Origin of the sequence: Aromatoleum aromaticum EbN1 (assembly GCF_000025965.1) — a bacterium.
Lineage (GTDB): Bacteria > Pseudomonadota > Gammaproteobacteria > Burkholderiales > Rhodocyclaceae > Aromatoleum > Aromatoleum aromaticum.
In genome coordinates this window covers 1,329,990-1,355,393 of the sequence record NC_006513.1, presented here as the reverse complement: position 1 = coordinate 1,355,393, position 25,404 = coordinate 1,329,990, and the positions used below count along the sequence as shown (strand labels likewise).

The window sequence follows — 25,404 nt, the reverse complement described above, 5'->3', positions numbered from 1 at the left end:
GGCCGCATTATCCGCGACAGTCCCCGCGTCATGTCCCCCGCAGCTCGCCCGCTCGCCCGCGTCAAGCCGGAGCGCCGGTGGCCCTCTGTACGGGGAGCGAGGTAGTCCGCGCTGGGTATCCGCGAAACCCTGGGGCAGGCTGGCACGCTGCTGGCCGGGAAACGAGCAGAAGCTTCCGTGAAACCGCGAGCGGCTCAGGATATGGCCTTCGGGTCGACCTGGCTTACAATCATTTCATTGTGAGTCGCCCGACGCTCACCCATCAAGGATTCCGCCCATGAGCCGCAGCATTGTTTCGACCCCTAACGCCCCCGCCGCGATCGGCCCCTATTCGCAGGCCGTCCGGACCGGCAGCACCATTTACTGCTCCGGCCAGATTGGCCTCGACCCGGCGACGATGCAGATGGCCGAGGGCTTTGAAGCGCAGACCGTGCGCGTGTTCGAGAACCTCAAGGCGGTCGCCGAAGCGGCCGGCGGTTCGCTCGCCGACGCGACGCGGCTGACGATCTACCTCACCGATCTTGCGAACTTCGCCAACGTGAACGAAGTGATGGCGCGCTATTTCGCCGAACCGTATCCGGCCCGGGCCGCAGTCGGCGTGAAGGAATTGCCGAAAGGCGCGCTCGTCGAGGCCGACGCGATACTGGTGCTTGGCTGATCCGCGAAAGTCCGTCGCCTCCTGATGCTGCAACGCGACCGGCGCTGGCCGGATGGGCCGGTGTCGGTCCGCAACTGGCCGGCCGGCTTGCGAGGCTCGATGTGCGCCGACCGCAGGACCTGGTGCTGCACCTGCCGCTGCGCTACGAGGACGAGACCCGGGTGACGCCGATCGCTGCGGCGCGAGGCGGCACCGCAGTGCAGATCGAAGGTGAGGTCGTGTCGAGCGAGATCATGCTGCGGCCGCGCCGCCAGCTCGTCGCCCGCATTCGCGATGCGTCCGGGATGCTCGTCGCGCGCTGGCTGAATTTCTACCCGTCGCAGCAGAAGCAGCTCGCCGCCGGCCGCCGCGTGCGGCTTTTCGGCGAAGTGCGCGGCGGCTTTTTCGGCGACGAGATGGTGCACCCGCGGGTGCATGCCGTCGATGACGGCGAGCCGCTGCCGCAGGCGCTGACGCCGATCTATCCGACAACTGCCGGGCTCGCGCAATCGGCGCTGCGCAAGCTCGTCGCCCGCGCGCTGTACGCCGTGCCGCTCGATGAATATCTGCCCGAGCCGGTGCTCGCCGAGCTCAGGCTGCCGAATTTCGCCGACGCGGTGCACACGCTGCACCATCCGCCACCAGACGTGGACGCAGCCGCGCTCGAAGACCGTGCTCACCCGGCCTGGCGGCGCATCAAGTTCGAGGAACTGCTGGTCCAGCAGCTGTCGCTGCGGCGCGCATACAACGCCCGCCGCACGCATCGCGCACCGGCCCTGCCGGCCACCGGGCGCCTGTGTGATGCGCTGCTCACGCAACTGCCGTTCCGTCTCACCGGGGCGCAGGCCCGCGCGGTCGCCGCGATCGCGCACGATCTGGCCATGCCACATCCGATGCAGCGCCTGCTGCAGGGCGACGTCGGCAGCGGCAAGACGATCGTCGCCGCGCTGGCGATGCTGCAGGCGGCCGAGAACGGCTTCCAGGCGGTGCTGATGGCGCCGACCGAGATCCTCGCCGAACAGCACTGGAGAAAGCTCGGTGCGTGGCTCGAACCGCTCGGCGTCGACATCGCGTGGCTGTCGGGCAGCCGCAAAAGGCGCGAACGCGATGCCGAGCTCGCGCGTCTCGCGAGCGGCGAAGTGCTGCTCGCGGTCGGCACGCACGCGCTGATCGAAGACCCGGTGCTGCTGCCGCGGCTGGGCTTGGCGATCGTCGACGAGCAGCACCGCTTCGGCGTGCGTCAGCGCCTCGCGCTGCGCGACAAGGGCGCCGACGGGCAGCATCCGCACATGCTGATGATGTCGGCAACGCCGATTCCGCGCACGCTGGCGATGAGCTACTACGCCGATCTCGACGTCACCGTGCTTGACGAGCTGCCGCCTGGGCGCACTCCGATCCTCACCAAGCTCGTGTCCGACGGGCGCCGCGACCAGGTCGTCGCGCGCGTGCGCGACGCGTGTCTGGCCGGTTGCCAGGCGTACTGGGTGTGCCCGCTGATCGAGGAATCGGAGGCGCTGCAGCTGAAGACCGCGCTCGAGACGTTCGAGACTCTCACCGCCGCGCTGCCGGAACTGAGGATTGGCCTCGTCCATGGACGCCTCAAAGGCGAAGAAAAATCGGCGACGATGGCCGCGTTCGCCACAGGTGAGCTGCATCTGCTGGTCGCGACGACCGTCATCGAAGTCGGCGTCGATGTGCCGAACGCGAGCCTGATGGTCATCGAGCACGCCGAGCGCTTCGGCCTTGCGCAGCTGCACCAGCTGCGCGGCCGCGTCGGGCGAGGCACTGCCGACTCCGTGTGCATCCTGCTGTTCACGCAACCGCTGTCGGAAAACGGCCGCGCGCGCCTGAAAGTGATCTATGAACACAGCGACGGCTTCGCGATCGCCCGCGAGGATCTGCATATCCGCGGCCCCGGCGAATTCGTCGGCGCGCGCCAGAGCGGCACGCCGCTGCTGCGCTACGCCGACCTCGAACGCGACGTCGATCTGCTCGAACCGGCACGCACGCTCGCCGAACGGCTGCTCGACGAAGCGCCGCAGACAGCGGCGCGCGTGATGGAACGCTGGCTCGGCGGCCGCGAAGGGCTGCTGCGGGCCTGAGGCGCCAGCTCGCCCCCGTCCTGCCCCGCCGCCGGGTCCCACGGCCCGTGATTGGCCCGGCCTGGCGTTCCCGATATCATGCGTGGCTCTGCGGCGTCATGCCGGCGTTCTTTTCATGCGCATCCGACCTCACTCCGAAACCTGGCTCAAACGCCCGCCGCGCCCCCGGGTGCCCGCGCGGCTGCGCCCCTGGCTCACCGATCCGGGTTCGCTGACGGCGCGCATCCGCAGTCGCTGCAGCCTGTTTTCGGTCAACGTGCTCGCGCAGCGCCTCGCCGTCCCGCACCCTGACGAAGCCGCGCTGCTCGGGCTGCGCCGCGGCGAACTCGCGTGGCTGCGCGAAGTGCTGCTCGTCGCCGACGGCGTCCCGGTGGTGTTCGCGCGCAGCATCCTGCCGCGGCACGACGTGCGTGGAGCATGGATCCTGTTCCAGGGACTCGGCTCCCGTCCGCTCGGCGCCGCGTTGTTCGCCGACCCGCGCATCGGCCGCAAGCCGTTGGCCTGCGCCTGTCTCGACCGCCGGGACGCGCGCTATCATCGCGCTTCGGCTGCCGCCGCGCCGCGTCGCCTGCCGCTCGCGCTGTGGGCGCGCCGGTCGCTGTTCGGCCTGCGCGGCCGCACGCTGCTGGTCAGCGAAGTGTTTCTGCCCACGATTCTGGAGTTGCCGACATGATGATTGCCCCCGCCACGCTGTCCAGCCGGCTGCCGCTGTACCTGCGGCTGATGCGTCTCGACAAGCCGATCGGCATCCTGCTGCTGATGTGGCCGACGCTGTGGGCGTTGTGGCTCGCCGCCGACGGGTTTCCGCCGCTGCACCTGATCGTGATCTTCGCCCTCGGCACCGTGCTGATGCGTTCGGCCGGCTGCGTCATCAACGACTACGCCGACCGTGACTTCGACGGCCACGTCGAGCGCACGCGGACGCGGCCGCTGACGACCGGGGCGGTGACGGTCCGCGAAGCGCTGCTGCTCGCAGCCGGGCTGTCGCTGGTGTCGTTCGTGCTGATCCTGCCGCTCGATCCGCTGGTGCGGTGGTTGTCGCTGCCAGCGCTGTTCCTCGCCGCGAGCTACCCCTACACGAAGCGTTTCCTCGCGATTCCGCAAGCCTACCTCGGTATCGCGTTCGGTTTCGGCATCCCGATGGGGTTCGCCGCGGTGCAGGGCGAAGTGCCGGCGATCGCGTGGCTGCTGCTGCTCGCGAACATCTTCTGGGCGGTCGCGTACGACACCGAATACGCGATGGTGGACCGTCCCGATGATCTGAAAATCGGCATCAAGACTTCTGCAATCACGTTCGGCCGTTTCGACGTCGCCGCAGTGATGCTGTGCTATGCGGTCGCGTTCGGCCTGATCGCCGCCGTCGGCATCGCGACAGGGCGCGGGCCTTGGTTCTTTGGCGGGATCGCGATCGCCGCGGCGATCGCGATCTACCATTACACGCTGATCCGCGACCGCGACCGGGCGCGCTGCTTCAGGGCTTTCCTGCACAACAACTGGGTCGGCGCGGTGCTGTTCGTCGCGCTCGTCATCGACTACGTTGCGTTTCCCGCGGCCTGATCTAGGGTTAACCGACCGCGATCACACGGTCGAATGACGGCGCGGAAAACCGCGTGGATCCCCAAGGAGACCATGATGAAGAAGAGCCTGATTGCGGGCCTGCTGGCGATGGCGCTGTCCGGCGGCGCGTTCGCATTCCACTGTCCCGTCGAGATGAAAAAGATCGACGAAGCACTGGCGAAACCGCCGGCGCTCACTGCCGAACAGATGACCGAAGTTAAGCAGCTGCGCGCCGAAGGCGAAACGCTGCACAAAGCCGGCAAGCACCAGGAAGCGCTCGACACCCTCGAGAAAGCGAAGAAAATCCTGAAGATCGAAACCTGATCGGGTTGGACCGGGCGCCAGACGGGGCCGTGTTGCGCAGCACCCGGCGTCTTTCGCCGCGCAGCGCATCGATAAGCCGGCCGTGCGCCGTAGCCGCCGGCCGGCTTATCATTCGGCCCGGACCATTCTGGACGCTTCCATGCATTTCATGACCGCCCTCCGGGCCGCCTGGCGCACGCGCAACAGCTTGTTGTGCGTCGGCCTCGACCCCGATCCGACGCGTTTCCCCGCGCATCTGCACGGCCAGCCGGACGCCATATTCCGCTTCTGCAGCGAGATCGTCGACGCGACCGCTGATCTCGTGTGCTGCTTCAAGCCGCAGATCGCGTACTTCGCCGCGCAGCGCGCCGAGGACCAGCTCGAAGCGCTGATCGCGCACATCCACGCGCGCCATCCCGGCACGCCGGTGATCCTCGACGCGAAGCGCGGCGACATCGGCAGCTCCGCCGGCCAGTACGCAGTCGAGGCGTTCGAGCGCTTCGGCGCCGACGCGATCACCGTCAATCCATACATGGGCCGCGACTCGGTCGAGCCCTATCTGGAATACACCGACAAAGGCGTGATCCTGCTGTGCCGCACGTCGAACCCCGGCGGCAGCGACCTGCAGTTCCTCGACGTCGGCGGCGGCGAGCGCCTCTTCGAGCGCGTCGCCCGTCTCGTTGCCGACGAGTGGAACCAAAGCGGCAATTGCAGCCTGGTCGTCGGCGCGACTTTCCCGAACGAGATCGCGCGCGTGCGCGAGCTCGTCGGCGACCTGCCGCTGCTCGTGCCCGGCATCGGCGCGCAAGGTGGCGACATTGCCGCGACCGTCGAGGCCGGCCGCAGCGCGGACCGCACCGGGCTGATGATCAACTCGTCGCGCGCGATCCTGTACGCCGGGGCGGACCACGACTTCGCCGCCGCCGCCCGCCGCGCCGCCCTCGACACGCGCGACGCCATCAACCGCCACCGCTGAATCCCGCCCCCGGTTCTGCATCGCCCGCGCATGCCATGATGCAGCCGCCATCGCGGTTGCAAATGTGGGTAATATGCGGTCCAATTCCGGCCGATTCACGATTTGTTACAGGTCGGCTGCGGGCAATTTCTCGAAGGGGGTTCAGTGCATTCAATGGCAAAAGGGATATTCAGGGGTCTGGCGCTCGGCGTCACGACGTCGCTGCTGGTGGCATGCGGCGGCGGAGGTGGAGGAGGCGGTAGCGACGGCGGCGGCAATTCACCTCTCGTACCCAACCCGGCAGAGACGCTGAAGCTGACGTTTTCGGCAGACCGTACTTCACTCCCGCTGAACATCGCAGGCGATGCCGCGGCGATCGGCAGCCCCTACACATCGACGATCAATCTGCGCAGCAACTACGTGGCCGGCGGCGGCCCCGAAGGCGGCAACTGCTGGTCTGCCGAGTTCAACATCATCGGCGGCGCGGCCTCCGGTTTCCTCGTCCCGCCGCTGCTCGCTGGCGCCACGAGCGGCAGCACGACGTTTTTCACCAGCTCGTCGTCGGGAAACTGGAACGTGCTGCTGACTTCGACCGACAAGGCCGGAACCGTAACGATCGAAGTCGCCGTGCCGAACCCGGACACTGCGACTGTCACCTGTAACGACGACAAGATCGAAATTGGCGCCCGCTTTGCCGGCACGCCGATCTCCTATATCCGCGAGCAGTTCCAGGTCGCGGTTGGCCAGGCGACCGGCAAGGCGTCGCAGATCCGCATCAACCGGACCGGCGCGAATTTCCTGCAGCCGCAGAACTCCGGCGGCACGACACAACTCGTCGTGCAGGCCGAAGTCCTCGACGAAGCTGGTCAGCACGTGCCAGACCCGGCGTCCGGTACGCATAATCTCTATGTTGCCATCGTCGACACAGCGGGGTTGGCCGACAACTCGGCGCTGTTGCGTGCGGGCGGCGCGAGCGGCAAGTGGGTGTTGTCGAGTTCCACGAACGGCCAGGCGCAATTCACGTTGGTCAGCGGTGGCGCAACGGGAGCCGTGTTGGTCGAGGTGGTGACGGACCGCTTCGACAACAACGTCGACAACGGCATTACGGAACGCGTCGTGAACATGTTCAGTGTTTCTGTCGTGGCGTCGGTGGGTACCGATCCGCTGGCGATCGCGACGGCGACGGATCTGCCGGGTGCTTTCGAGTCCCGCGCCTATACGACGCTGCTGACTGCTAGCGGAGGCGTGCCGCCCTATACGTGGTCTCTCGTTGCGGGTAGCAGCCTTCCGGCGGGTTTGCGGTTATCGTCGGACGGCGTGTTGAGCGGAACCCCGGCTGTCAGCGGCACGTTCCGTTTCGCGCTTCGCGTTACCGACTCGGCGACGATCGCACAGTCCAAGATGAGCGAGTTCTCTCTGTCGGTAGTGTCATCGGGCGGCCCGCTGACAATCGAAACGACTAGTCTGCCGAAGGGGGTCGCAAACGTGTTCTATGCGGCTGCGGTCACGGCGCAGGGCGGCGGCGCGCCGTACGCGTGGTCTTCAACGAGCCTGCCGGCAGGTCTGTCGATTGATACGCGGACCGGCATCATCAGCGGTGTGCCGACTGCGGGGGGGGGCTTCCCGATCGTCGTCACGGTGACGGATCTCGCAGGCGTGACCGTCCGATCGAACCTGCAATTGGAAATCGACGGCGCGTCCGGCTCCGGCCCCGGCGTCGACACGACCGCGCCGACGCTGTTGTTCTCGATTCCGGCGGCCAACGCGACGAGCGTCGATCGCTGCTCGGACGTCGTCGTGCGCTTCTCCGAGGTGATTGACCCGGTGACGGTGACTAACGTGTCGATGTTCGTGCGGCAGCAGGGTGGGACGGGTCACTCCATGGCCGATACGATAAAGATTGACGATAGGACCTTTTTGCTTCGTCAGTTTGGCTTTTGCTCGGGTCCGTATGCGCCGAACACGCAATACGAGATTGTGCTGACGAACTCGATCCGCGATCTTGCCGGGAATCAACTCGCTCAGATCGTCGTGCCGTTCGGGACCGGGGGGACGGTCGACGATACGCCGCCGCTGCTGACGACGAGCATTCCGGCCGAGGGTGCCAGCGATGTCAGCCCGAACGCGACCATCTCGGTGCTTTTCAATGAGGCGATGGATGCGAACACGGTGATCCCGGCGGCGTTCGCAGTCTATGAGATCGACGACTTCGACGGCAAGAATACCCAAGTTCTGCCGTCGGTAACGAGCCTAGTGGCGGATTCGGACCGGCGATTTACATTTGCCGCGAAGGACCCAAATGCAACCAGTCCCAATAGTCTTGAAGCCAAAAAATATTACCGGGTCGTGATCACTTCGTCGCTGAAGGATCTCGCAGGCAACGCGTTCGCGGGCGGCTCGTTTGAATTCAGGGTCGGTGATGTGCCCTAACGGCGGGCAGGGCTGGCGCCGTTATTGTCGCGTGCGCTAACGAGCCAATTCCGAAACCCCGCTCTTCGCAGGAAGGCGGGGTTTTTCGTTTAAGGCGTTGGGTGACGGTATTACGGCTCGCACCCCAATGTGTCTGACAAGGCAGATAATCACCTCATCGAGCTGGCTCCAGCGAGCGGTGCCACGGCGGTCGTGACGCACAACATCCGGGATGTCGGGCGAGGTGAATTGAAGTGGGGCGGGTTGCGGGTAATGACGCCGGCCGAATGTTTGGAGGTATTGCGATGAGTACATTGACGATCCGGCTGCCCGATGACACGGCCGAGCGGCTGAAGTCGCTGGCGCGCAGCCGAGGACTGAGCGTGAACAAGCTCGTCGAGGAAATGAGTGCGCAGGCGCTTGCCGCGTGGGACACGGAAAACCGCTTTCGTGCGCTCGCCGTACAGGGCGATGTCCGCCAGGCGCTCGCCATTCTTGATCGACTCGACGACCACGCCGACAACGGTAGGCACTGAAACGATGGAATCGCGAAGGCATTTCGTGCTCGAAACGCGCACTGGCGAGTAAAAAAACCGGATGAAATACCAAGACCTCCGCGACTTCATCGTCCAGCTCGAAGAGCGCGGTGAACTGAAGCGCATCAGCGCACCCGTCGACACGCATCTCGAGATGACCGAGATCGCCGACCGCGTCTTGCGTGCCGGAGGGCCGGCGCTGCTGTTCGAGCAGCCGGTGACGCGCGGGGTGGCGCAGGCGATGCCGGTGCTCGCGAATCTGTTCGGCACGCCGCAGCGCGTCGCGCTCGGCATGGGCGAGGAGCTCGCGGACGGCGATTGGCAGACGCCGCTGCGCGAAGTCGGCAGCCTGCTCGCGTTCCTCAAGGAGCCCGAGCCGCCGAAAGGGTTCAGGGACGCGTGGGAGAAGCTGCCGGTGTTCCGCCAGGTGCTGAACATGGCGCCGAAGGAGGTGCGTTCGGCGCCGTGCCAGGAAGTGGTGTGGGAGGGCGCGGACGTCGATCTGGCGCGGTTGCCGATCCAGCATTGCTGGCCGGGCGACGTCGCGCCGCTGATCACGTGGGGCCTCGTCGTGACGCGCGGGCCGGGCAAGAAGCGGCAGAACCTCGGCATCTACCGGCAGCAGGTGCTCAGCCGTGATCGGGTGATCATGCGCTGGCTCGCGCATCGCGGTGGCGCGCTGGATTTTCGCGATCATCAACAGGCCTCTTCGGGCGAAGCGTTTCCGGTCGCGGTCGTGCTCGGCTGCGATCCGGCAACGATCCTCGGCGCGGTGACGCCAGTGCCGGATTCGCTGTCGGAATACCAGTTCGCCGGATTGCTGCGCGGCGCGAAAACCGAACTGGTCAAGTGCATGGGCTCCGACCTGCAGGTGCCGGCGTCGGCCGAGATCGTGCTCGAAGGCGTGATCCATCCGGGCGACACCGCAGCGGAAGGGCCGTACGGCGACCACACCGGCTATTACAACGAGGTCTCCGAGTTCCCGGTGTTTACGATCGACCGCATCACGATGCGCCGGGACCCGATCTACCACTCGACCTACACCGGCAAGCCGCCCGACGAGCCGGCGATGCTCGGCCTTGCGCTGAACGAAGTGTTCGTCCCGTTGTTGCAGCGGCAGTATCCGGAGATCGTCGATTTCTACCTGCCGCCCGAAGGCTGTTCGTACCGGCTCGCAGTGGTCAGCATCCGGAAGCAGTACCCGGGCCATGCGAAACGCGTGATGTTCGGCATCTGGAGCTTCCTGCGCCAGTTCATGTATACGAAGTTCATCATCGTCGTCGATGACGACGTCGCGATCCGGGACTGGAAGGAAGTGATCTGGGCGCTGACGACGCGGGTCGACGCGACGCGCGACACGGTGCTCGTCGACAACACGCCGATCGACTACCTCGACTTCGCGAGCCCGGTTGCGAGCCTCGGCAGCAAGATGGGGCTGGACGCGACGAACAAGTGGCCCGGCGAGACGACGCGCGAATGGGGTCGACCGATCGTCATGGACGACGTGGTGAAGGCGCGTGTCGATGCGATGTGGGACGAGCTCGGCCTGTAGCGGACAAATCGGCGGGCTGCGCGAACGGAGCGCGCCGCCGGCAGTCGCATCTTCGATGCGCTTCAACAGCAAAGGAATTCCGCATGAGCCAGTATTCACCTGACGGCGGCCCCGTCCGCACTGTCGATCTCGGCAACCTCGTCACGCTGACGCACCTGATCTACGCGCTGCACGCGTTCGCGGTCGTCACCGGAGTCGTCGGCAGCGCGACGATCATCGGCAGCTTCGTCGCCAGCGTGCCGTCGATTGCGGCCGTGGTGCTGAACTATCTCAAGCGCGGCGCAGTCCGCGGCACCTGGCTGGAAAGCCATTTCCGCTGGCAGATCCGTACGTTCTGGTTCGCGGCGCTGTGGATCGTCGCGGGCCTGCTGCTGGCGTTCACGATCATCGGCATCCCGCTCGCGCTGGCGCTCGTCGCCCTCGCCGGGCTGTGGGTCGTCTACCGCGTCGGGCGCGGCTGGTGGAGCCTCCTGCACCGCGGCATGATGCCGATGCCGCCGGGGTGACAGCACGAGGCGGCGGCAGGGGAGGCGAGGCTCAGCGCGCGTCCCACACCCATTCGAGCAGCGCGTCCTGCGCCGCCTGGCTGCTGCCTGCCGCCGCATCGTTGACGAGCATCGCGACGACATGGCGGCGGCCGTTGCGATCCAGCACGTAGCCGGCCATCGCGCGCACGCCGTTGATCGAGCCGGTCTTGATATGCGCGTGGCCGCGCGCCGGGCTGTCGTGGAGCCGGCCGCGCGCAGTGCCGTCGAGGCCGGCGACCGGCAGCGCGGCGACGAATTCCGGCATGTACGGCCGTCGCCATGCGGCGAGCAGCATTTCACCGAGGGTGCGGGCGCTGACGCTTTCGCTGCGCGACAGGCCGGAGCCGTTCTCGACGAGCAGCCCGGCCGTGCTGATGCCCGCCGCGTCGAGTAGCGCCCGCGTGAGCGCGGCGCCACCGGCGACCATGTCGGGGGACGCCGCGTCGGTCGCGCCGAGGGTCGCGAGCAGCTCGCGCGCGATCACGTTGCTCGACCATTTGTTCATCTCGCGCACGACGTCCGCGAGCGGCGGGGAGCTACCGGTCAGCAGCAATGCGGCCTCGACGGGCGCCGTGCCCGGCCGCGCGATGCCTTCGACCTTGCCGCCGAGTTCCGCCCACAGCGCGGCGACGGCGGCGACGCCGAAGCGTTCCGGCGGCAGTGGCGCTGTCGCCCAGTCGCGCTGGCCGCAACTCGCCGGCAGGCTACCGAGCAGCACCAGCCGTGGACCGCCCGGCGCGGCTTCGAGCGCCGCGTCGAGGTCGCGGTGCCACACGCCGCACTCGCCCGCTGCGATGACGATGCGGTTGTCGAGTTCGAGTCCTTTCAGCGGCGGACTGGCTGCGACCGTAACCCGCTCGCCCGGCCTGCCCGCCGGCAGCAGCGTCAGCTGCAGCGTGTTGAAATTCACCAGCAGACCGTGGGCGCCACTGTTGTAGGGGCGGAGCGCGCGATCATCGAACGCCGCCGGGTCGTGCTGCGGCAGCCGCAGCGCCGAGCCGTCGAGCACCAGATCGCCGCGGATCGTCTCGATGCCGAGCGCGCGGATCTTTCGCAGCAGCGTCCACAGCCGCTCGACGCTCAGCACCGGGTCCGCGCCGCCGATCAGGTAAAGGTCGCCTTCGAGCACGCCGGCGCGGATGGTCCCGGTCGCCGCGACGCGAGTCGTCCACACGTGCGCCGGGCCGAAGCGCTCGAGCGCGGCGAACGCGGTGACGAGCTTCATCACGGACGCCGGATTCATCGGCCGCTCGGCGTTCACTCGCAGTTGCGGCTCGCCGCTGTCGACGGCCTGCACCCACAGCGCGACGGCCGATTGCGGAATGTGCGCGGCAGCGAGGGCCTGCGCGACCGGCTCCGGCAGCGCGGAAGGGTGGGAAGGGTGGGAAGGGTGGGCGGTGGCGAGCCAGCCGCCGAGGAACAGCGCGCCGAGCACGCGGAGCAATGCTTTTGTCATCATTGGAACGCCGGATTGCGGTGCTTTGACGGCCGGCGCGGCGCGTGCCGCTTGTCGGCAGGATACAATTCGGCCTCCTGATCGTTCGCGGGCCCGACATTCTACGCTGGCCGCGCGGACGACGATTCCGTCCATAGGGGAGTTCCATGATCCTGGTAACCGGCGGCGCCGGCTTCATCGGTGCCAACTTCGTGCTCGACTGGCTGGGCCAGACCGACGAACCGGTCGTCAATCTCGATGCGCTGACCTACGCCGGCAACCGCGAGAACCTCGCTTCGCTGGCGGGCGACGCGCGCCACGTGTTCGTCCACGGCGACATCTGCGACCGCGCGCTGCTCGACCGCCTGCTGGCCGAACATCACCCGCGCGCGATCGTGCATTTCGCTGCCGAGAGCCACGTCGACCGCTCGATCCACGGGCCGGCGGCATTCGTCCGCACCAATGTCGAAGGCACGTTCACCCTGCTCGAGGCGGCGCGCGCGTACTGGTCCGGGCTCGACGGCGACGCGAAAGCGATGTTCCGCTTCCTGCATGTGTCGACCGACGAAGTGTACGGCTCGCTCGGCCCCGCCGACCCGGCCTTCACCGAGACGAAAGGCTTCGAGCCGAACAGCCCGTATTCCGCGAGCAAGGCGGCTTCCGACCACCTCGTGCGCGCCTGGCATCACACCTACGGCCTGCCGGTCGTGACGACGAACTGCTCGAACAACTACGGTCCATACCAGTTCCCCGAGAAGCTGATCCCGCTGATGATCGCCAATGCGCTCGCCGGCAAGCCGTTGCCCGTCTATGGCGACGGGCAGAACGTGCGCGACTGGCTGTACGTCGGCGACCATTGCGCGGCGATCCGCGAAGTGCTCGCGCGCGGGCGCGCAGGCGAGACTTACAACGTCGGCGGCTGGAACGAAAAACCGAACCTCGACATCGTGCATACGGTGTGCACGCTGCTCGACGAGCTGCGCCCCGACGCCGCCGGCCCGCATGCGCGTCTGATCACCTATGTCGCGGATCGGCCCGGACACGACCGGCGCTACGCGATCGACGCGCGCAAGATCGAGCACGAACTCGGCTGGCGGCCCGTCGAGACGTTCGAATCGGGCATCCGCAAGACGATCGCGTGGTACCTCGAACACCAGGACTGGGTCGCGCACGTGCAGAGCGGCGCGTACCGCGAGTGGGTCGACCGCAACTATGGCCAACGATAGGAAGGATTTGACGCGATGAGCGCACGCAAAGGCATCATCCTCGCCGGCGGCTCCGGCACCCGGTTGCACCCGGCCACCCTCGCGGTATCCAAGCAGCTGCTGCCGGTCTATGACAAACCGATGATCTATTACCCGCTCAGCACACTGATGCTGGCCGGCATCCGCGACATCCTGGTCATCTCGACGCCGCAGGACACGCCGCGTTTCGAGCAGCTGCTCGGCGACGGCAAGCGCTGGGGGCTGAGCCTGCGGTACGCGGTGCAGCCGAGCCCGGACGGGCTCGCGCAGGCCTTTCTGATCGGCGAGGAGTTCCTCGCCGGCGGCCGCTCGGCGCTGGTGCTCGGCGACAACCTGTTCTACGGCCATGAGTTTTCCGACTCGCTGCGGCAAGCGGGCCAGCGCGAGCGCGGGGCGACGGTGTTCGCGTATCCGGTGCACGATCCGGAGCGCTACGGCGTCGTCGAATTCGATGCCGACGGCCGGGCAATGAGCCTGGAGGAGAAACCGGTGCGGCCGAAGAGCCGTTACGCGGTGACGGGCCTGTACTTCTACGATGAGCGCGTCGTCGACATCGCCCGTTCGCTGCGGCCCAGCCCGCGCGGCGAGCTCGAGATCACCGACGTCAATCGCGAGTATCTCGAGGCCGGCGCGCTCGACGTCGAAGTCATGGGGCGGGGCCATGCGTGGCTCGACACCGGCACGCACGAGAGCCTGCTCGACGCGAGCCTGTTTATCCAGACGATCGAGAAGCGCCAGGGGCTGAAAATCGCGTGTCCGGAGGAAATCGCGTGGCGCGCGGGCTGGATCGATGCCGACCAGCTGCAGGCGCTCGCCCGGCCGCTGGCGAAGAACGGCTACGGCCAGTATCTGCAGCGACTCCTCGACGAGCGGGTGTTCTGATGAAGGCAACGCCCACTTCGATTCCCGACGTGCTGCTGATCGAGCCGAAAGTGTTCGGCGATGCACGCGGCTTTTTCTTCGAGAGTTTCAACGCGCGGGCTTTCCGCGATGCGACCGGCCTCGACGAGACTTTCGTGCAGGACAACCACTCGCGCTCGGCGCGCGGCGTGCTGCGCGGCCTGCACTACCAGATCCGCCAGCCGCAGGGCAAGCTCGTGCGGGTCGTGCGCGGCGCGGTGTTCGACGTCGCCGTGGACCTGCGGCGGGCGTCGCCGAGCTTCGGACGCTGGGCAGGCGTCGAGCTGTCCGAGGACAACCACCGCCAGCTGTGGATTCCGCCCGGTTTCGCGCACGGCTTCGTCGTGCTGTCGGAATCGGCCGATTTCCTCTACAAGACGACCGACTATTACGCGCCGGAGCACGAACGCTGCCTCGCGTGGAACGACCCGGCAGTCGGCATCGAGTGGCCGCTCGGCGTCGCGCCGCTGCTGTCCGGAAAGGACCGCGAAGGCAAGCTGCTCGCGGCGTGCGAGGTGTTCGAGTGAAGCTGCTGGTGACCGGCGCGAACGGCCAGGTCGGGTGGGAGCTCGCGCGCAGCCTGATGCCGCTCGGCGACGTAATCGCGCTCGACCGCAGCCGCTGCGACCTGTCGCGGCCGGCTGCGCTCGCAGCGCTGGTGGACGAACTCGAGCCGGACGTCATCATCAACGCCGCAGCCTACACCGCAGTCGACCGCGCCGAGAGCGACGAAGCTGCGGCGACGCTGATCAACGGCGTCGCGCCGGGCGAACTCGCGCGCGTCGCGAAGCGCAGGGGCGCGCTGCTGGTGCATTACTCGACCGACTACGTGTTCGACGGCACGAAATCCGCGCCGTACGACGAGGACGACCCGGTTGCGCCGATCAACGCCTATGGCCGCAGCAAGCTCGCCGGCGAACTGGCGATCGGCGAAAGCGGCTGTGACCACCTGATTTTCCGCACGACCTGGGTGTTCGCGGCGCGCGGGGGCAATTTCGTGCGCACGATGCTGCGCCTGGGCGCCGAGCGCGACAGCCTGCACGTCGTCGCCGATCAGATCGGCGCTCCGACCTGGGCGCGCAACATTGCCGATGCAACGGCGCTTGCGCTCGCCCGGGCGCAGGCGGAGCGGCAGCAGCGCAGCTTCTCGTCGGGCGTGTTCAATCTCGCGTCCCGCGGAGAGACCAGCTGGCACGGTTTTGCCGAGGCGATTTTCGCCGGCGCGCGAGCGCAGCTGCCCGGCATCGGCCTGAAAGTCGCCGCCGTGGCGCCGATTCCGTCATCCGCCTATCCGACGCCGGCCGCGCGACCCGCCAACTCGCGCCTCGCTGCGGGCAAGCTGCAGGCGCGGTTCGGCATCGTCATGCCGCGATGGGACGAGGCGCTCGCGCGCTGCCTCGATGAACTCGCGGGGCGGTGACCGACGGGGAAGCGAGTGCGGGGACGGAAGCGTCTCCGGGAGAGCGGCGCGATGAGCGGCTTCGAGCACTTCGAGCGCGATGCGATCGAGCTCGAGCGCGAGATCCTGAAGCGCGGCATCCTGCTCGGGCTCGACTGGGCGGACGCGGCAGCGATGCGCCGGCTCGCGCGCGAGGCGCTGGAAGGCGGCGCCGAGCACACCAACGCGCTGTTGCGCGATCCGGACCCGCAGCTCAAGGCGCGGGGCGAGCTGTTCGCGTTCGGCGTGCTGATGCTGCGCACGATGGCGGAGAGTGCCGAAACGGGCCTGCACACGCATGGCGGGCCAGCCTGGAAAGCGTTCGGCCGGGCGCTGATCGAAGAGTCCGGGCGCGGCCCTCTTTCAGGGTAGCGGCGACTCCAGCGCGTAGAGCGACTCCACTGTTTCGCGCTGTCGCACGAGATGCATGCGGGAGCCGTCGACGATGACTTCGGCGGCGCGCGGGCGCGTGTTGTAGTTCGAGCTCATCGCCATGCCGTACGCGCCGGCCGACAGCAGCGCGACCAGGTCGCCGGCCGCGACGGCCAGCGGGCGGTCGTGCGCGAGGAAATCCCCGCTCTCGCAGATCGGCCCGACGATCTCGTAATTGCGTTCCGGCACGTCGCGCGGAGCCACCGCGACCGCTTCGTGATAGGCGTCGTACAGGGCCGGGCGCGCGAGGTCGTTCATCGCCGCGTCGACGATCGCGAAATTGCGCTCCGCGCCCGGCTTCAGGTATTCGATGCGAGTCAGCAGCAGCCCGGCGTTGCCGATCAGCGAGCGGCCCGGTTCGAAGCAGAGCTCCTCGCTGCGGCCGTCGAGCAGGCGCAGCAGCGGCGCGAGATAGGCTGCGACCGACGGGGGCGCCTCGTCGCGGTAACGAATGCCGAGGCCTCCGCCGAGATCGATGTGGTCGAGGTGGATCCCTTCCGCTGCGAGCTCATCGACGAGTCCCAGCACTTTTTCGGCCGCTTCGGCGATCGGCCCGGAATCGAGCAGCTGCGACCCGATGTGGCAGGCGATGCCGCTGATCCGGACATTCGCCATTCCCGCGGCGCGCCGGTACAACGCGAGCGCGGTGTCGAACGCGACACCGAACTTGTTGTTCTTCAGCCCGGTGGAAATGTAAGGGTGGGTCTTCGGGTCGACGTCCGGGTTCACGCGCAGCGCGATCGGCGCCCGCGTTCCGAGCTCGCCCGCGAGCATGTCGAGCCGCTCCAGCTCGGCCTCGGATTCGACGTTGAAGCAGCGGATGCCGGCCGCGAGCGCCTGGCGCATTTCACCGGCGCTCTTGCCGACGCCGGAAAACACCACTTTGCCCGGATCGCCGCCCGCCGCCAGCACGCGCGACAACTCGCCGCCCGAAACGATGTCGAACCCGGCCCCGAGTTTAGCGAACACTGCGAGCACGCCGAGGTTGGAGTTCGCCTTGACGGCGTAGCACACCAGCGCACGACGTCCGGCGAGCGCGTCACGGTACGCGTCGAAAGCCTGCTCGAGCGCCGCGCGCGAATAAACGTAAGTCGGTGTGCCGAAGCGTTCGGCGATCGCCGCGAGCGGAACGTCTTCGATCTGCAGCCCGGCGGAGCCGGGGCGCAGCGTGGGAATGGGAAAGTCGGAATTCATTTCGAGTCGGCCGGGGCGAGGGAGGCGTTGGCTTTGCTATGATCGGCGTCGATCGCGGGTGCCGCACGCGGCGGTGCGACCGGAATCCCGGGCAGGTACAGCGGCCCCTTGATGCCGCACCCGGACAGGAACAGCGTGCTGCCCAGCACGGCCGCAATGAGAGTCGCTCGCATGGTGTCGCCGATCGGAAAAACGGGAATCCTAACAGAAGGAGAGATCATGGAAGAAGCCGCATTCAACGCTCTTGCCGATGCAGAACTCGCGCGCATCGAAGCCGCCCTCGAAAGCTGTGGCGCCGACATCGACATCGAACCGAAGCCTGGCGGTGTGCTAGAGATCGAATTCGAGAACGGCACGAAGATGATCATCAACCGCCATACGGCGGCGCGCGAGATCTGGGTCGCGGCGAAGTCGGGAGGCTTCCACTTCCGCCCCGACAGTGGTCGCTGGCTGGCGACGCGCGACGGGGCGGAACTGTACGCGATGCTGTCCGAACTGGTGCGACAGCAGTCCGGAGTCGCCGTCAGCCTTTCGGCTGGCTGAGGCTGAACAGGGCCCGGGCCGCTCAGCGCTTCACCGGCGTCGGCGTGCGTTCGACGACCGGCGCGGGAGCGTAGATGGGTTCGACCGGCGAGGCGAGCGGCACTGGCACTGCCTCGTCGGGCGCTTCGGTCGGCGGGAAGAGCCCGACGGGCAGCGTCGGAACCTCCAGCGGCTGGGACGGCAGGTTCTCGCGGTAGATGTACTCTTCGCGGCCGCTGCCTTGCAGCTGGATCGCGAGCAGTCCGTCGGGCCGCGCGAGAGCCTTTTCCGGGACTCCCTTGAGCGCCGTCCGCATGTAGTTCACCCATATCGGCAGGGCGGCGGAACCGCCGGTTTCGCCTCGGCCGAGATTGCGCGGCTGGTCGTAGCCCATCCAGCTTACGGCGACGAGGTCGGGGTTGTAGCCGGTGAACCACGCATCGACGTAATCGTTCGTGGTGCCGGTCTTGCCGGCGAGATCGCCGCGCTTGAGCGCCAGGGCGCGGGTGCCGGTGCCGCGCCGGATCACGTCCTGCAGCATCGAATTCATCAGCCACGCATTGCGCGGATCGATGACGCGCGGGGCGCTTTCGCCGGCGACCGGAGGATCGACTTTTGCCACTACGCGGCCGTCGCCGTCGATGATCTCCTTCACGATGTACGGATCGATGCGGTAACCGCCATTGGCGAACACCGCATAGGCTCCTGCCATTTCCCAGGGCGTCACGCTGCCTGCGCCGAGAGCCATGGTCAGGTATGGCGGATGGCGCTGCGCGTCGAAGCCGAAGCGCGTGATGTAGTCCTGCGCATAGTGCGGCGTGATCGACTGCAGCAGGCGGATCGATATCATGTTCTTCGAGCGCACCAGGCCGTCGCGCAGCGTCATCGGCCCGTTGTATTTGCCATCGTAGTTCCGCGGTTCCCAGGCCTTGCTGCCGGTGACGCCGGCGGGGAAGAAGAGCGGCGCGTCGTCTTCGACACTGCTCGGCGAAAACCCCCGTTCGAGCGCCGCCGAATAGATGAACGGCTTGAAGCTCGAGCCCGGCTGGCGCAGCGCCTGGGTCACGTGGTTGAACTTGCTGTGGTCGAAGTCGAAGCCACCGATCAGCGCCCGGACCGCACCGGTGTTCGCGTCGAGCGACACCAGCGCCGCCTGGACTTCGGGCACCTGCAGGATTTCCCAGCCTTTCTCGCCGTTGTCGCGGATGCGAACGACGGCGCCCGCGCGAATCCGCCTGCTCTGGGGCGCGCGCTGGTTGAGCATCGGCGCCGCGAAACGCAGTCCGTTGCCGCTGATCGTGATCGTTTCGCCGTGGTGATAGACGCGGACGCGCTTCGGCGAAGCTTCGAGAACCAGCGCCGGGAGCAGGTCGTCGTACTCCTCGAACTCCGACAGCAACTCGTCGAGGCGCTCCTCGTCGTCGGCTGCGATCCCGGTGAGATCGACGAAGCCTTCAGGGCCGCGGTAGCCGCGACGGCGATCGTAATCGAGCACGCCCTGGCGCACCGCGCGCTGCGCCGCGAGCTGATCCTCGTGCATCACCGTCGTGATGATGCGGATGCCGGCGTGGTAGGCCTCGTCGCCGAACTGCTCGACGGCGATCTGCCGGGCCATCTCGGCCACGTAATCGCCGCGCATCGGGTTCGTCGTCGAGCGCGCAGTCGTGATCTGCAGCGGAGTGTCGCGGGCCTTTTCATAGGTCTCGTTGTCGATGTGGCCGGCTTCGACCATGCGGCGCAGCACATACTGCTGGCGCAGGGTGGCGCGACGCAGGTTGGCGATCGGGTTATACGCGGAAGGCGCTTTCGGCAGCCCGGCGAGCATCGCCGACTCGGGAAGCGTGAGCTCCTGCAGCGACTTGCCGAAGTACGTCCTGGACGCGGTCGAGAAGCCGTAGGCTCGCTGTCCGAGGTAGATCTGGTTGATGTAGAGCTCGAGAATCTGGTCCTTGGTCAGGCTGCGCTCGATCTTCAGCGCGAGCAGGATCTCGTACAGCTTGCGGTTGTAGGTCTTTTCACGCGAAAGGAAAAAGTTGCGCGCGACCTGCATCGTGATCGTCGAAGCACCCTGGCCGCGCCCGCCCGATACCACGTTCGCCAGCGCTGCCCGAGCGATGCCGATCACGTCAATCCCCGGATGCTCGTAGAAGCGCTCGTCCTCGGCCGCGAGGATTGCCTGCTTGAGTTGCATCGGGACGGCGTCGATGCGCACGACTGCGCGCCGTTCCTCGCCGAATTCACCGAGAATGTGGCCGTCCGCCGTGTACACTCTGAGCGGGATCTTGGGGCGGTAATCGGTCAGCGCGCGCAGCGACGGAAGGTTCGGCCAGGCCAGTGCAGACATCGCCCCCAGGGTTGCGACGCCGAGAACGACCAAAACGATCAGCGCAGCAACGGGGTAGAAAACCCAACGCATCGAAAGTCCAGATTAGGGTGTGGGGAAGCGATTATACGATCGCACGCCTGGCAGCCGGTTCCGGCCGCCCTTGCACCCTCTTCCGGGTTACACTTCTTTACACCTTCCCCCCTTGTTGCTAGCATCCCGGAATCTGTTCGGCGACCGTGCGTAACCTAAAGAAATTCAAGGCTTTTCCTTGTGATCGACCTATCCCTGTTTCGTCCTAAGGTGCGCCAGTTGGCTGGGCTCGATATCTCATCTTCATCCGTGAAAATGGTCGAGCTGTCGGGAGGCGAGAAGGAAGGCTACCGGATCGAGCGCTACGCGATCGAATCGCTGCCCCGCGACGCGGTCGTCGACGGCAACATCAACAGCATCGATGGCGTCAGCGAGTCGATCCGCCGCGCGTTGCGCCGCATGGGTTCCGGCGTCAGGCAGGTCGCGGTCGCGCTGCCGGCGTCCGCGGTGATCACGAAGAAAATGATCCTGCCGGCCGGGCTGCGGGACCAGGAAATGGAGATCCACGTCGAGTCCGAGGCGAACCAGTACATCCCTTTCGCGCTCGACGAAGTCAATCTCGACTTCCAGACGGTCGGCCCGTCGCCGGCCAACGCCGACGAAGTCGAGGTGCTGATCGCCGCGTCGCGCAAGGAAAAAGTCGAGGACCGCGTCGCGGTCGTCGAGGCGTCGGGCCTCAAGGCGGTGGTTGTGGACGTCGAATCCTTTGCCGCCGAAGCGGCTTTCGAGTTCGTCGCCCGACAGCTGCCCGGAGGCGCGGCGAACCTGATCGTCGCGGTCGTCGACATCGGCGCCAACGTCATGAACGTCACGGTGCTGCGCAACAGCCAGCAGATCTATTTCCGCGAGCAGGCATTCGGCGGCAACCAGCTCACGCAGGAGATCGCCAGGCAGTACGGCATGAGCCCGGAGGACGCCGAAGCCGCGAAGCGCGCCGGCGGGCTGCCGGAAGATTACGAGCGCAACCTGCTGCGCCCGTTCATGGACAGCCTCGCGCTCGAAGTCTCGCGCGCGCTGCAATTCTTCTTCACATCGACCCAGTACAACCAGATCGACCAGATCGTGCTCGCGGGCGGCTGTGCCGTCATTGCGGGACTGCCGGAAGTCGTGAGCGGCAGAACCCAGGTCGACACCACCGTCGCCAATCCCTTCGCCGCCATGTCGCTGTCGCCGCGCGTGAGGGCCAGGAACCTGCTTGCCGATGCCCCGTCGCTGATGGTCGCATGCGGACTGGCGCTTCGGAGATTCGATCCATGATTCGAATCAATCTGCTGCCGCACCGCGAGTCGAAGCGCCGCGAGCGGCGCCAGCAGTTCTACGTCTTCTCCGCCCTGATGGTCAGCGCGGGCCTGGCAATCGGCCTGCTGGTGCATGTCGTGATGGTCGATCGCGTCGAGCGCCAGGAGCAAAGGAACGCTTTCTTCAGCGCGGAAATCAAGAAACTCGATGCTGAAATCGCCGAGATCAAGCGCCTGCGCGAGCAGATCGACGCGCTCGTCGCGCGCAAGCAGGTAATCGAGTCGCTGCAGGGCACGCGCGCGCAATCCGTGCACCTCCTGAACGAACTCGCCGTGCACATGCCGGAGGGCGTGTATCTGAAATCGATCAAGCAGAACGGGCCGAAGATCGCGCTGTTCGGGTATGCACAGTCGAACTCGCGTGTCTCGCACCTGATGCGCAATCTCGACGGGTCGCCGTTTCTCGAGCAGCCGGGGCTGGTCGAAGTGAAATCGGCCACGCTGAACAATCGGCGCGTCAGCGAGTTCGCGCTCAACATCGGCATCGAAAGCCCGTCGACCGAAGAAGACAAGAGGGCGAAGCCGTGAAACTCGACAGGCTGCGGCAAATCGACTTCGAACGCCTGTCCCAGGACTTCCGCGGGCTCGACCCGAACGATCCCGGTGCGTGGCCGCTCGCGCCGCGCGTCGCGGTCTTCATCGCGCTGCTGGTCGCGACGGTTGCGGCAGCCTGGTGGTTCGACTGGCGCGACCAGGCCGCGCTGCTCGAGACGCGCGAAGCCGAGGAGGCCGAGCTGCGGCAGAGCTGGGTCTCGAAGAAGAAGCTGGCCGTCAATCTCGACGCCTACAAGCTTCAGCTCGAGGAAACCGATCGCCAGTTCGGCGCGCTCCTCAAGCAGCTGCCGAACCGCGCGGAAATGGACTCGCTGCTCTCCGACATCAACCAGGCCGGACTCGGGCGCGGGCTGCAGTTCGAGCTGTTCAAGCCCGGTGCCGAAGTGGTCAAGGACTTCTACGCCGAGATGCCGATCGAAGTCCGCATCGTCGGCGCCTATCACGACCTGGGGACGTTCGCCGAGGACGTGGCGGGCATGCCCCGCATCGTCACGCTGAACAATATCGCGATCGAGGGGCAGAAGGACGGAACGCTCAAGCTCGACGCCCGGGCGACGACCTACCGCTACCTGGACGAGGAGGAGCTCGCCCGGCAGCGGCAGCAGGCCAAGGCTGCCGAGAGCGCCAAGGGACGCAAGTGAGAAGCCTATGAAGCGCCTTCTGATTCTCGCCTGCGCGGCGATGCTCGCGGCCTGTTCGAGCGACCAGGAAGACATCCGGAGCTGGATGACGGAGCAGGAAAAAGGGATGCGCGGCTCGGTCAAGCCGCTTCCCGAAGTCAGGCCCTTTCCCGTCGTCGAATATACCGTGGCCGACAGGACACCACCGTTTGCCCTGGAACGGCTCGAGCCCGAAACGAAAAGCGGGCCCGGCAGCGGACCGGACCTGAACCGCCGGCGCGAACCGCTCGAGGCATTTCCGCTCGAGTCGCTCGAGCTCGTCGGCGTGATGCGGCAGGGCGAGCGGGTGCACGCGCTGGTGCGGGTCGACAAGAGTCTCTACCAGGTCAGGGTCGGCAACTACGTGGGGCAGAACTTCGGTGTGGTGAGCGGCATTTCCGATGCTGACCTCACCCTGAAAGAACTCGTTGAAGACTTGGATGGCGACTGGGTGGAACGCACCAGCAAGTTGCTGTTGCAGGAGCGCCAGGAGGCGAAACGATGAAACGCAAGAGCATGATGGCGCTGTTTTACGCAGTGCTGGCGCTGGTGGGGGCCGTCCCGATGGCGTTTGCCCAGGCACCGACAGCGGTGGCCGAGATGTCGAACCGGATCGAGGACATGGAGGTTTCCCGGCAGGGCGGCAGCGTCTATGTCCGGCTTACTCTCAAGGAACCGCCGGCGAGCCCGCCGCCGAGTTTCAGCGTCGCGACTCCGCCGCGCATCGCGTTCGACTTTCGCGGCACGGCGAACGGACTCGGGCGCACGCAGCAGGACATCGGCCAGGGGGACCTGCGCAGCGCGAACATCGTCCAGGCGGGCGGCCGCACGCGGCTCGTCCTCAACCTGACCCGTGCGACGCCGTACGAGGCGCGCGTCGAAGGGCGCAACGTCATCATCACGCTGTCGCCGATCGCGCCCGATGCGGTGGCCTCGACGCCGGTGTCGCAGGCGCTGGCGAACTTCGCGGCGCCGAAAGCGCAGGATGCCGCAGCTGAAACGCGGAGCATCAGGGACATTACGTTCCGTCGCGGCAAGGACGGCGAAGCGCGCATCGCCGTGCAGCTGTCGAGTCCGGAGACGGGCATCGACATCCGCCGGCAAGGCGAAAACCTCGTCGTCGAGTTCCTCGGGACGTCCTTGCCCGAACATCTGCGGCGGCGTTCGGACGTCACCGACTTCGCCACTCCGGTCACGTCGATGACCGCCCAGCCCCAGGGCGACAACGTCAGGCTGCTGGTCGCGCCGACCGGCTTGTGGGAGCACAACGCGTACCAGAGCGACAACCAGTTCGTCCTCGAAGTGCGGCGTGTCGTCGAGGACCCGAACAAGCTGGTCCAGGGCAGCCGCGGCCAGTACAGCGGCGAGAAGCTGTCGCTGAATTTCCAGAACATCGACGTCCGGTCGGTGCTGCAGGTCATCGCGGACTTCACGAACTTCAACATCATCACCAGCGACTCCGTCCAGGGCAACCTCACGCTGCGCCTGAAGGACGTGCCGTGGGACCAGGCGCTCGACATCATCCTGCAGGCGAAAGGCCTGGACATGCGCAAGACGGGCAACGTGATCTGGATCGCGCCCAGCGAAGAGCTCGCGATGCGCGAGAAGCTGCAGCTCGAAGCGCAGGCCCAGATCGGCGACCTCGAGCCGGTCCAGACCGAGAGCTTCCAGATCAATTACCACAAGGCGAAAGAGATTTTCGATTTCCTGAAGAGCAAGGACCAGACGATGCTGTCCAAGCGCGGCAGCGTCGTGATGGACGAGCGCAGCAACAAGCTGTTCGTCACCGACGTCGTGTCGCGCCTCGATGCCATCCGGCGGCTCGTCGGAGAAATCGACCTGCTGCCGCGCCAGGTCATGATCGAGGCGCGGATCGTCGAGGCAAACAAGGACTTTGCGCGCGACCTCGGCGTGCGCCTCGGCGTCGGCGGTGTCGGCGGCAGGACCGTCGGCTTTGACGCGAACGGCCGGCCGATCAGGCGCGCGACGGTCGGCGGAGGATTGGAAAATACAGGGTTCAATGCTGGGCAAACGGTCGCGGCGACCGACGCACAGGTCGCAACAGTGCCCGGCGGGCTGAACGTGAACCTCCCCGCGCCAGGTGGATCGGGCGTGCTGTCGGCAGTGTTGTGGAACAACACCGCAACCCGCTTCCTGAACTTGGAGTTGTCAGCTCTTGAGTCGGACGGGCGCGGACGAATCGTTTCCAGCCCGCGGGTGCTGACTGCAAATCAGGTTGAAGCAGTGATCGAACAAGGCACAAAGATTCCGTATCCGGAGAAGACGAGTTCGGGTGCTGCGAGCATAAAGTTCGAGAAGGCAGTGCTTTCGCTGAAGGTCAAACCGCAGATCACGCCCGAAGGGCGGGTGCAGCTATTCGTGCTCGTGAACAAGGACCGTCCTGACTTCGCGCGTAGTGTAGAGGGCACTCCGACAGTTGTGACGAAGAACATTCAAACCGAAGTGCTCGTCGAGAACGGTGGCACTGTCGTCATCGGCGGTATCTATGAAGAAGAGGAAACCGATTCGGTTACCCGGATTCCTCTTCTCGGCGAAGTCCCGCTTGTCGGCGCACTGTTCCGCAATACGATCAAGAATTCAAAACGCTCCGAGCTGCTGATTTTCATCACGCCGCGGATAGTTGCGGACTCATTGACGCTGCGTTAGGCTCGCGTGCTCGTCACTGGGCGCGGGCCCGATCCCGCAACGTACCGGATGCTGGTTTGGTGTTAG

25 protein-coding genes are annotated in these 25,404 nt (G+C 66.5%); 21 read left to right on the top strand and 4 right to left on the bottom strand.

Annotated elements, in window-relative coordinates:
* Positions 1 to 277: 277 nt before the first annotated feature.
* The 10 genes from EBN1_RS06405 (at position 278) to EBN1_RS06360 (ending at position 10,557) form a co-directional block, all read left to right on the top strand.
* Positions 278 to 658, top strand: a complete 381-nt coding sequence (locus EBN1_RS06405; protein WP_011237115.1) for a RidA family protein — start codon at positions 278 to 280, stop codon at positions 656 to 658.
* 44 nt (positions 659 to 702) lie between these two features.
* Positions 703 to 2,739, top strand: coding sequence for an ATP-dependent DNA helicase RecG (gene recG / locus EBN1_RS06400; RefSeq protein ID WP_241762854.1), 2,037 nt, complete (start codon positions 703 to 705; stop codon positions 2,737 to 2,739).
* Between the two features lie 115 nt (positions 2,740 to 2,854).
* Positions 2,855 to 3,412: a chorismate--pyruvate lyase family protein gene (locus EBN1_RS06395; protein ID WP_011237113.1), complete on the top strand. Its 558-nt coding sequence runs from the start codon at positions 2,855 to 2,857 to the stop codon at positions 3,410 to 3,412.
* Positions 3,412 to 4,296, top strand: a complete 885-nt coding sequence (gene ubiA / locus EBN1_RS06390) for a 4-hydroxybenzoate octaprenyltransferase (RefSeq protein WP_041647002.1) — start codon at positions 3,412 to 3,414, stop codon at positions 4,294 to 4,296. Before EBN1_RS06395 ends, ubiA begins: the two co-directional genes overlap by 1 nt.
* A 72-nt stretch (positions 4,297 to 4,368) precedes the next feature.
* Positions 4,369 to 4,620 carry a hypothetical protein gene (locus EBN1_RS06385; RefSeq protein ID WP_011237111.1) on the top strand — a complete coding sequence of 84 codons (252 nt, stop codon included), beginning with the start codon at positions 4,369 to 4,371 and terminating at the stop codon, positions 4,618 to 4,620.
* Between the two features lie 139 nt (positions 4,621 to 4,759).
* Positions 4,760 to 5,575, top strand: coding sequence for an orotidine-5'-phosphate decarboxylase (gene pyrF / locus EBN1_RS06380; RefSeq protein WP_011237110.1), 816 nt, complete (start codon positions 4,760 to 4,762; stop codon positions 5,573 to 5,575).
* Between the two features lie 153 nt (positions 5,576 to 5,728).
* Entirely contained in the window at positions 5,729 to 7,984 is a 2,256-nt protein-coding gene (locus EBN1_RS06375) for an Ig-like domain-containing protein (RefSeq protein WP_011237109.1), read from the top strand.
* Between the two features lie 284 nt (positions 7,985 to 8,268).
* Positions 8,269 to 8,499 carry a ribbon-helix-helix protein, CopG family gene (locus EBN1_RS06370; protein ID WP_011237107.1) on the top strand — a complete coding sequence of 77 codons (231 nt, stop codon included), beginning with the start codon at positions 8,269 to 8,271 and terminating at the stop codon, positions 8,497 to 8,499.
* Positions 8,500 to 8,560: 61 nt separating this feature from the next.
* Complete coding sequence (gene ubiD, locus EBN1_RS06365; protein WP_011237106.1) at positions 8,561 to 10,051, top strand: 4-hydroxy-3-polyprenylbenzoate decarboxylase; 1,491 nt, start codon at positions 8,561 to 8,563, stop codon at positions 10,049 to 10,051.
* Positions 10,052 to 10,134: 83 nt separating this feature from the next.
* On the top strand, positions 10,135 to 10,557 hold the full coding sequence (locus EBN1_RS06360; RefSeq protein ID WP_011237105.1) for a DUF4870 family protein: 423 nt from the start codon (positions 10,135 to 10,137) through the stop codon (positions 10,555 to 10,557).
* 31 nt (positions 10,558 to 10,588) lie between these two features.
* On the opposite strand, the gene dacB is transcribed toward EBN1_RS06360, so the two are convergent.
* The gene (gene dacB, locus EBN1_RS06355; protein WP_011237104.1) at positions 10,589 to 12,037 is read right to left on the bottom strand and encodes a D-alanyl-D-alanine carboxypeptidase/D-alanyl-D-alanine endopeptidase; all 1,449 of its coding nucleotides are present in this window, start codon (positions 12,035 to 12,037) and stop codon (positions 10,589 to 10,591) included.
* Between the two features lie 143 nt (positions 12,038 to 12,180).
* Between dacB and rfbB the strand changes: the two genes are divergently transcribed.
* The 5 genes from rfbB to EBN1_RS06330 are packed head-to-tail and all read left to right on the top strand — an operon-like array spanning position 12,181 to position 15,967.
* Positions 12,181 to 13,239 carry a dTDP-glucose 4,6-dehydratase gene (gene rfbB, locus EBN1_RS06350; protein WP_011237103.1) on the top strand — a complete coding sequence of 353 codons (1,059 nt, stop codon included), beginning with the start codon at positions 12,181 to 12,183 and terminating at the stop codon, positions 13,237 to 13,239.
* Between the two features lie 15 nt (positions 13,240 to 13,254).
* Positions 13,255 to 14,139, top strand: a complete 885-nt coding sequence (gene rfbA, locus EBN1_RS06345; RefSeq protein ID WP_011237102.1) for a glucose-1-phosphate thymidylyltransferase RfbA — start codon at positions 13,255 to 13,257, stop codon at positions 14,137 to 14,139.
* A complete protein-coding gene (gene rfbC, locus EBN1_RS06340; protein WP_011237101.1) occupies positions 14,139 to 14,684 on the top strand; it encodes a dTDP-4-dehydrorhamnose 3,5-epimerase in 546 nt (181 codons plus the stop codon). The genes rfbA and rfbC overlap by 1 nt, the downstream gene beginning before the upstream one ends.
* Positions 14,681 to 15,577, top strand: a complete 897-nt coding sequence (gene rfbD / locus EBN1_RS06335) for a dTDP-4-dehydrorhamnose reductase (protein ID WP_011237100.1) — start codon at positions 14,681 to 14,683, stop codon at positions 15,575 to 15,577. Before rfbC ends, rfbD begins: the two co-directional genes overlap by 4 nt.
* A gap of 51 nt (positions 15,578 to 15,628) precedes the next feature.
* A complete protein-coding gene (locus tag EBN1_RS06330; RefSeq protein ID WP_011237099.1) occupies positions 15,629 to 15,967 on the top strand; it encodes a hypothetical protein in 339 nt (112 codons plus the stop codon).
* Here the strand turns inward: EBN1_RS06330 and lysA are convergent.
* Together lysA and lptM are read right to left on the bottom strand one after the other, a co-directional pair.
* Entirely contained in the window at positions 15,959 to 17,221 is a 1,263-nt protein-coding gene (gene lysA, locus EBN1_RS06325; RefSeq protein ID WP_011237098.1) for a diaminopimelate decarboxylase, read from the bottom strand. The genes EBN1_RS06330 and lysA overlap by 9 nt on opposite strands.
* Complete coding sequence (lptM, locus tag EBN1_RS06320) at positions 17,218 to 17,394, bottom strand: LPS translocon maturation chaperone LptM (protein WP_157866589.1); 177 nt, start codon at positions 17,392 to 17,394, stop codon at positions 17,218 to 17,220. Before lptM ends, lysA begins: the two co-directional genes overlap by 4 nt.
* A gap of 46 nt (positions 17,395 to 17,440) precedes the next feature.
* Between lptM and cyaY the strand changes: the two genes are divergently transcribed.
* Positions 17,441 to 17,764 carry an iron donor protein CyaY gene (cyaY, locus tag EBN1_RS06315; protein WP_041645912.1) on the top strand — a complete coding sequence of 108 codons (324 nt, stop codon included), beginning with the start codon at positions 17,441 to 17,443 and terminating at the stop codon, positions 17,762 to 17,764.
* A 22-nt stretch (positions 17,765 to 17,786) separates the two neighbouring features.
* Here the strand turns inward: cyaY and EBN1_RS06310 are convergent, their stop codons facing one another.
* A complete protein-coding gene (locus EBN1_RS06310) occupies positions 17,787 to 20,159 on the bottom strand; it encodes a penicillin-binding protein 1A (RefSeq protein WP_011237096.1) in 2,373 nt (790 codons plus the stop codon).
* A gap of 180 nt (positions 20,160 to 20,339) precedes the next feature.
* On the opposite strand from EBN1_RS06310, the gene EBN1_RS06305 reads away from it, so the two are divergent.
* The 5 genes from EBN1_RS06305 to EBN1_RS06285 are packed head-to-tail and all read left to right on the top strand — an operon-like array spanning position 20,340 to position 25,338.
* Positions 20,340 to 21,416, top strand: coding sequence for a pilus assembly protein PilM (locus tag EBN1_RS06305; protein WP_011237095.1), 1,077 nt, complete (start codon positions 20,340 to 20,342; stop codon positions 21,414 to 21,416).
* The gene (locus EBN1_RS06300; protein WP_011237094.1) at positions 21,413 to 21,985 is read left to right on the top strand and encodes a PilN domain-containing protein; all 573 of its coding nucleotides are present in this window, start codon (positions 21,413 to 21,415) and stop codon (positions 21,983 to 21,985) included. Before EBN1_RS06305 ends, EBN1_RS06300 begins: the two co-directional genes overlap by 4 nt.
* Positions 21,982 to 22,653 (top strand): type IV pilus inner membrane component PilO, encoded by a 672-nt coding sequence (locus EBN1_RS06295; protein ID WP_011237093.1) that lies wholly within the window; start codon positions 21,982 to 21,984, stop codon positions 22,651 to 22,653. The genes EBN1_RS06300 and EBN1_RS06295 overlap by 4 nt, the downstream gene beginning before the upstream one ends.
* 7 nt (positions 22,654 to 22,660) lie before the next feature.
* Positions 22,661 to 23,176, top strand: a complete 516-nt coding sequence (locus EBN1_RS06290) for a pilus assembly protein PilP (RefSeq protein ID WP_011237092.1) — start codon at positions 22,661 to 22,663, stop codon at positions 23,174 to 23,176.
* Positions 23,173 to 25,338, top strand: coding sequence for a type IV pilus secretin PilQ (locus EBN1_RS06285; RefSeq protein WP_011237091.1), 2,166 nt, complete (start codon positions 23,173 to 23,175; stop codon positions 25,336 to 25,338). The genes EBN1_RS06290 and EBN1_RS06285 overlap by 4 nt, the downstream gene beginning before the upstream one ends.
* Positions 25,339 to 25,404 lie beyond the last annotated feature (66 nt).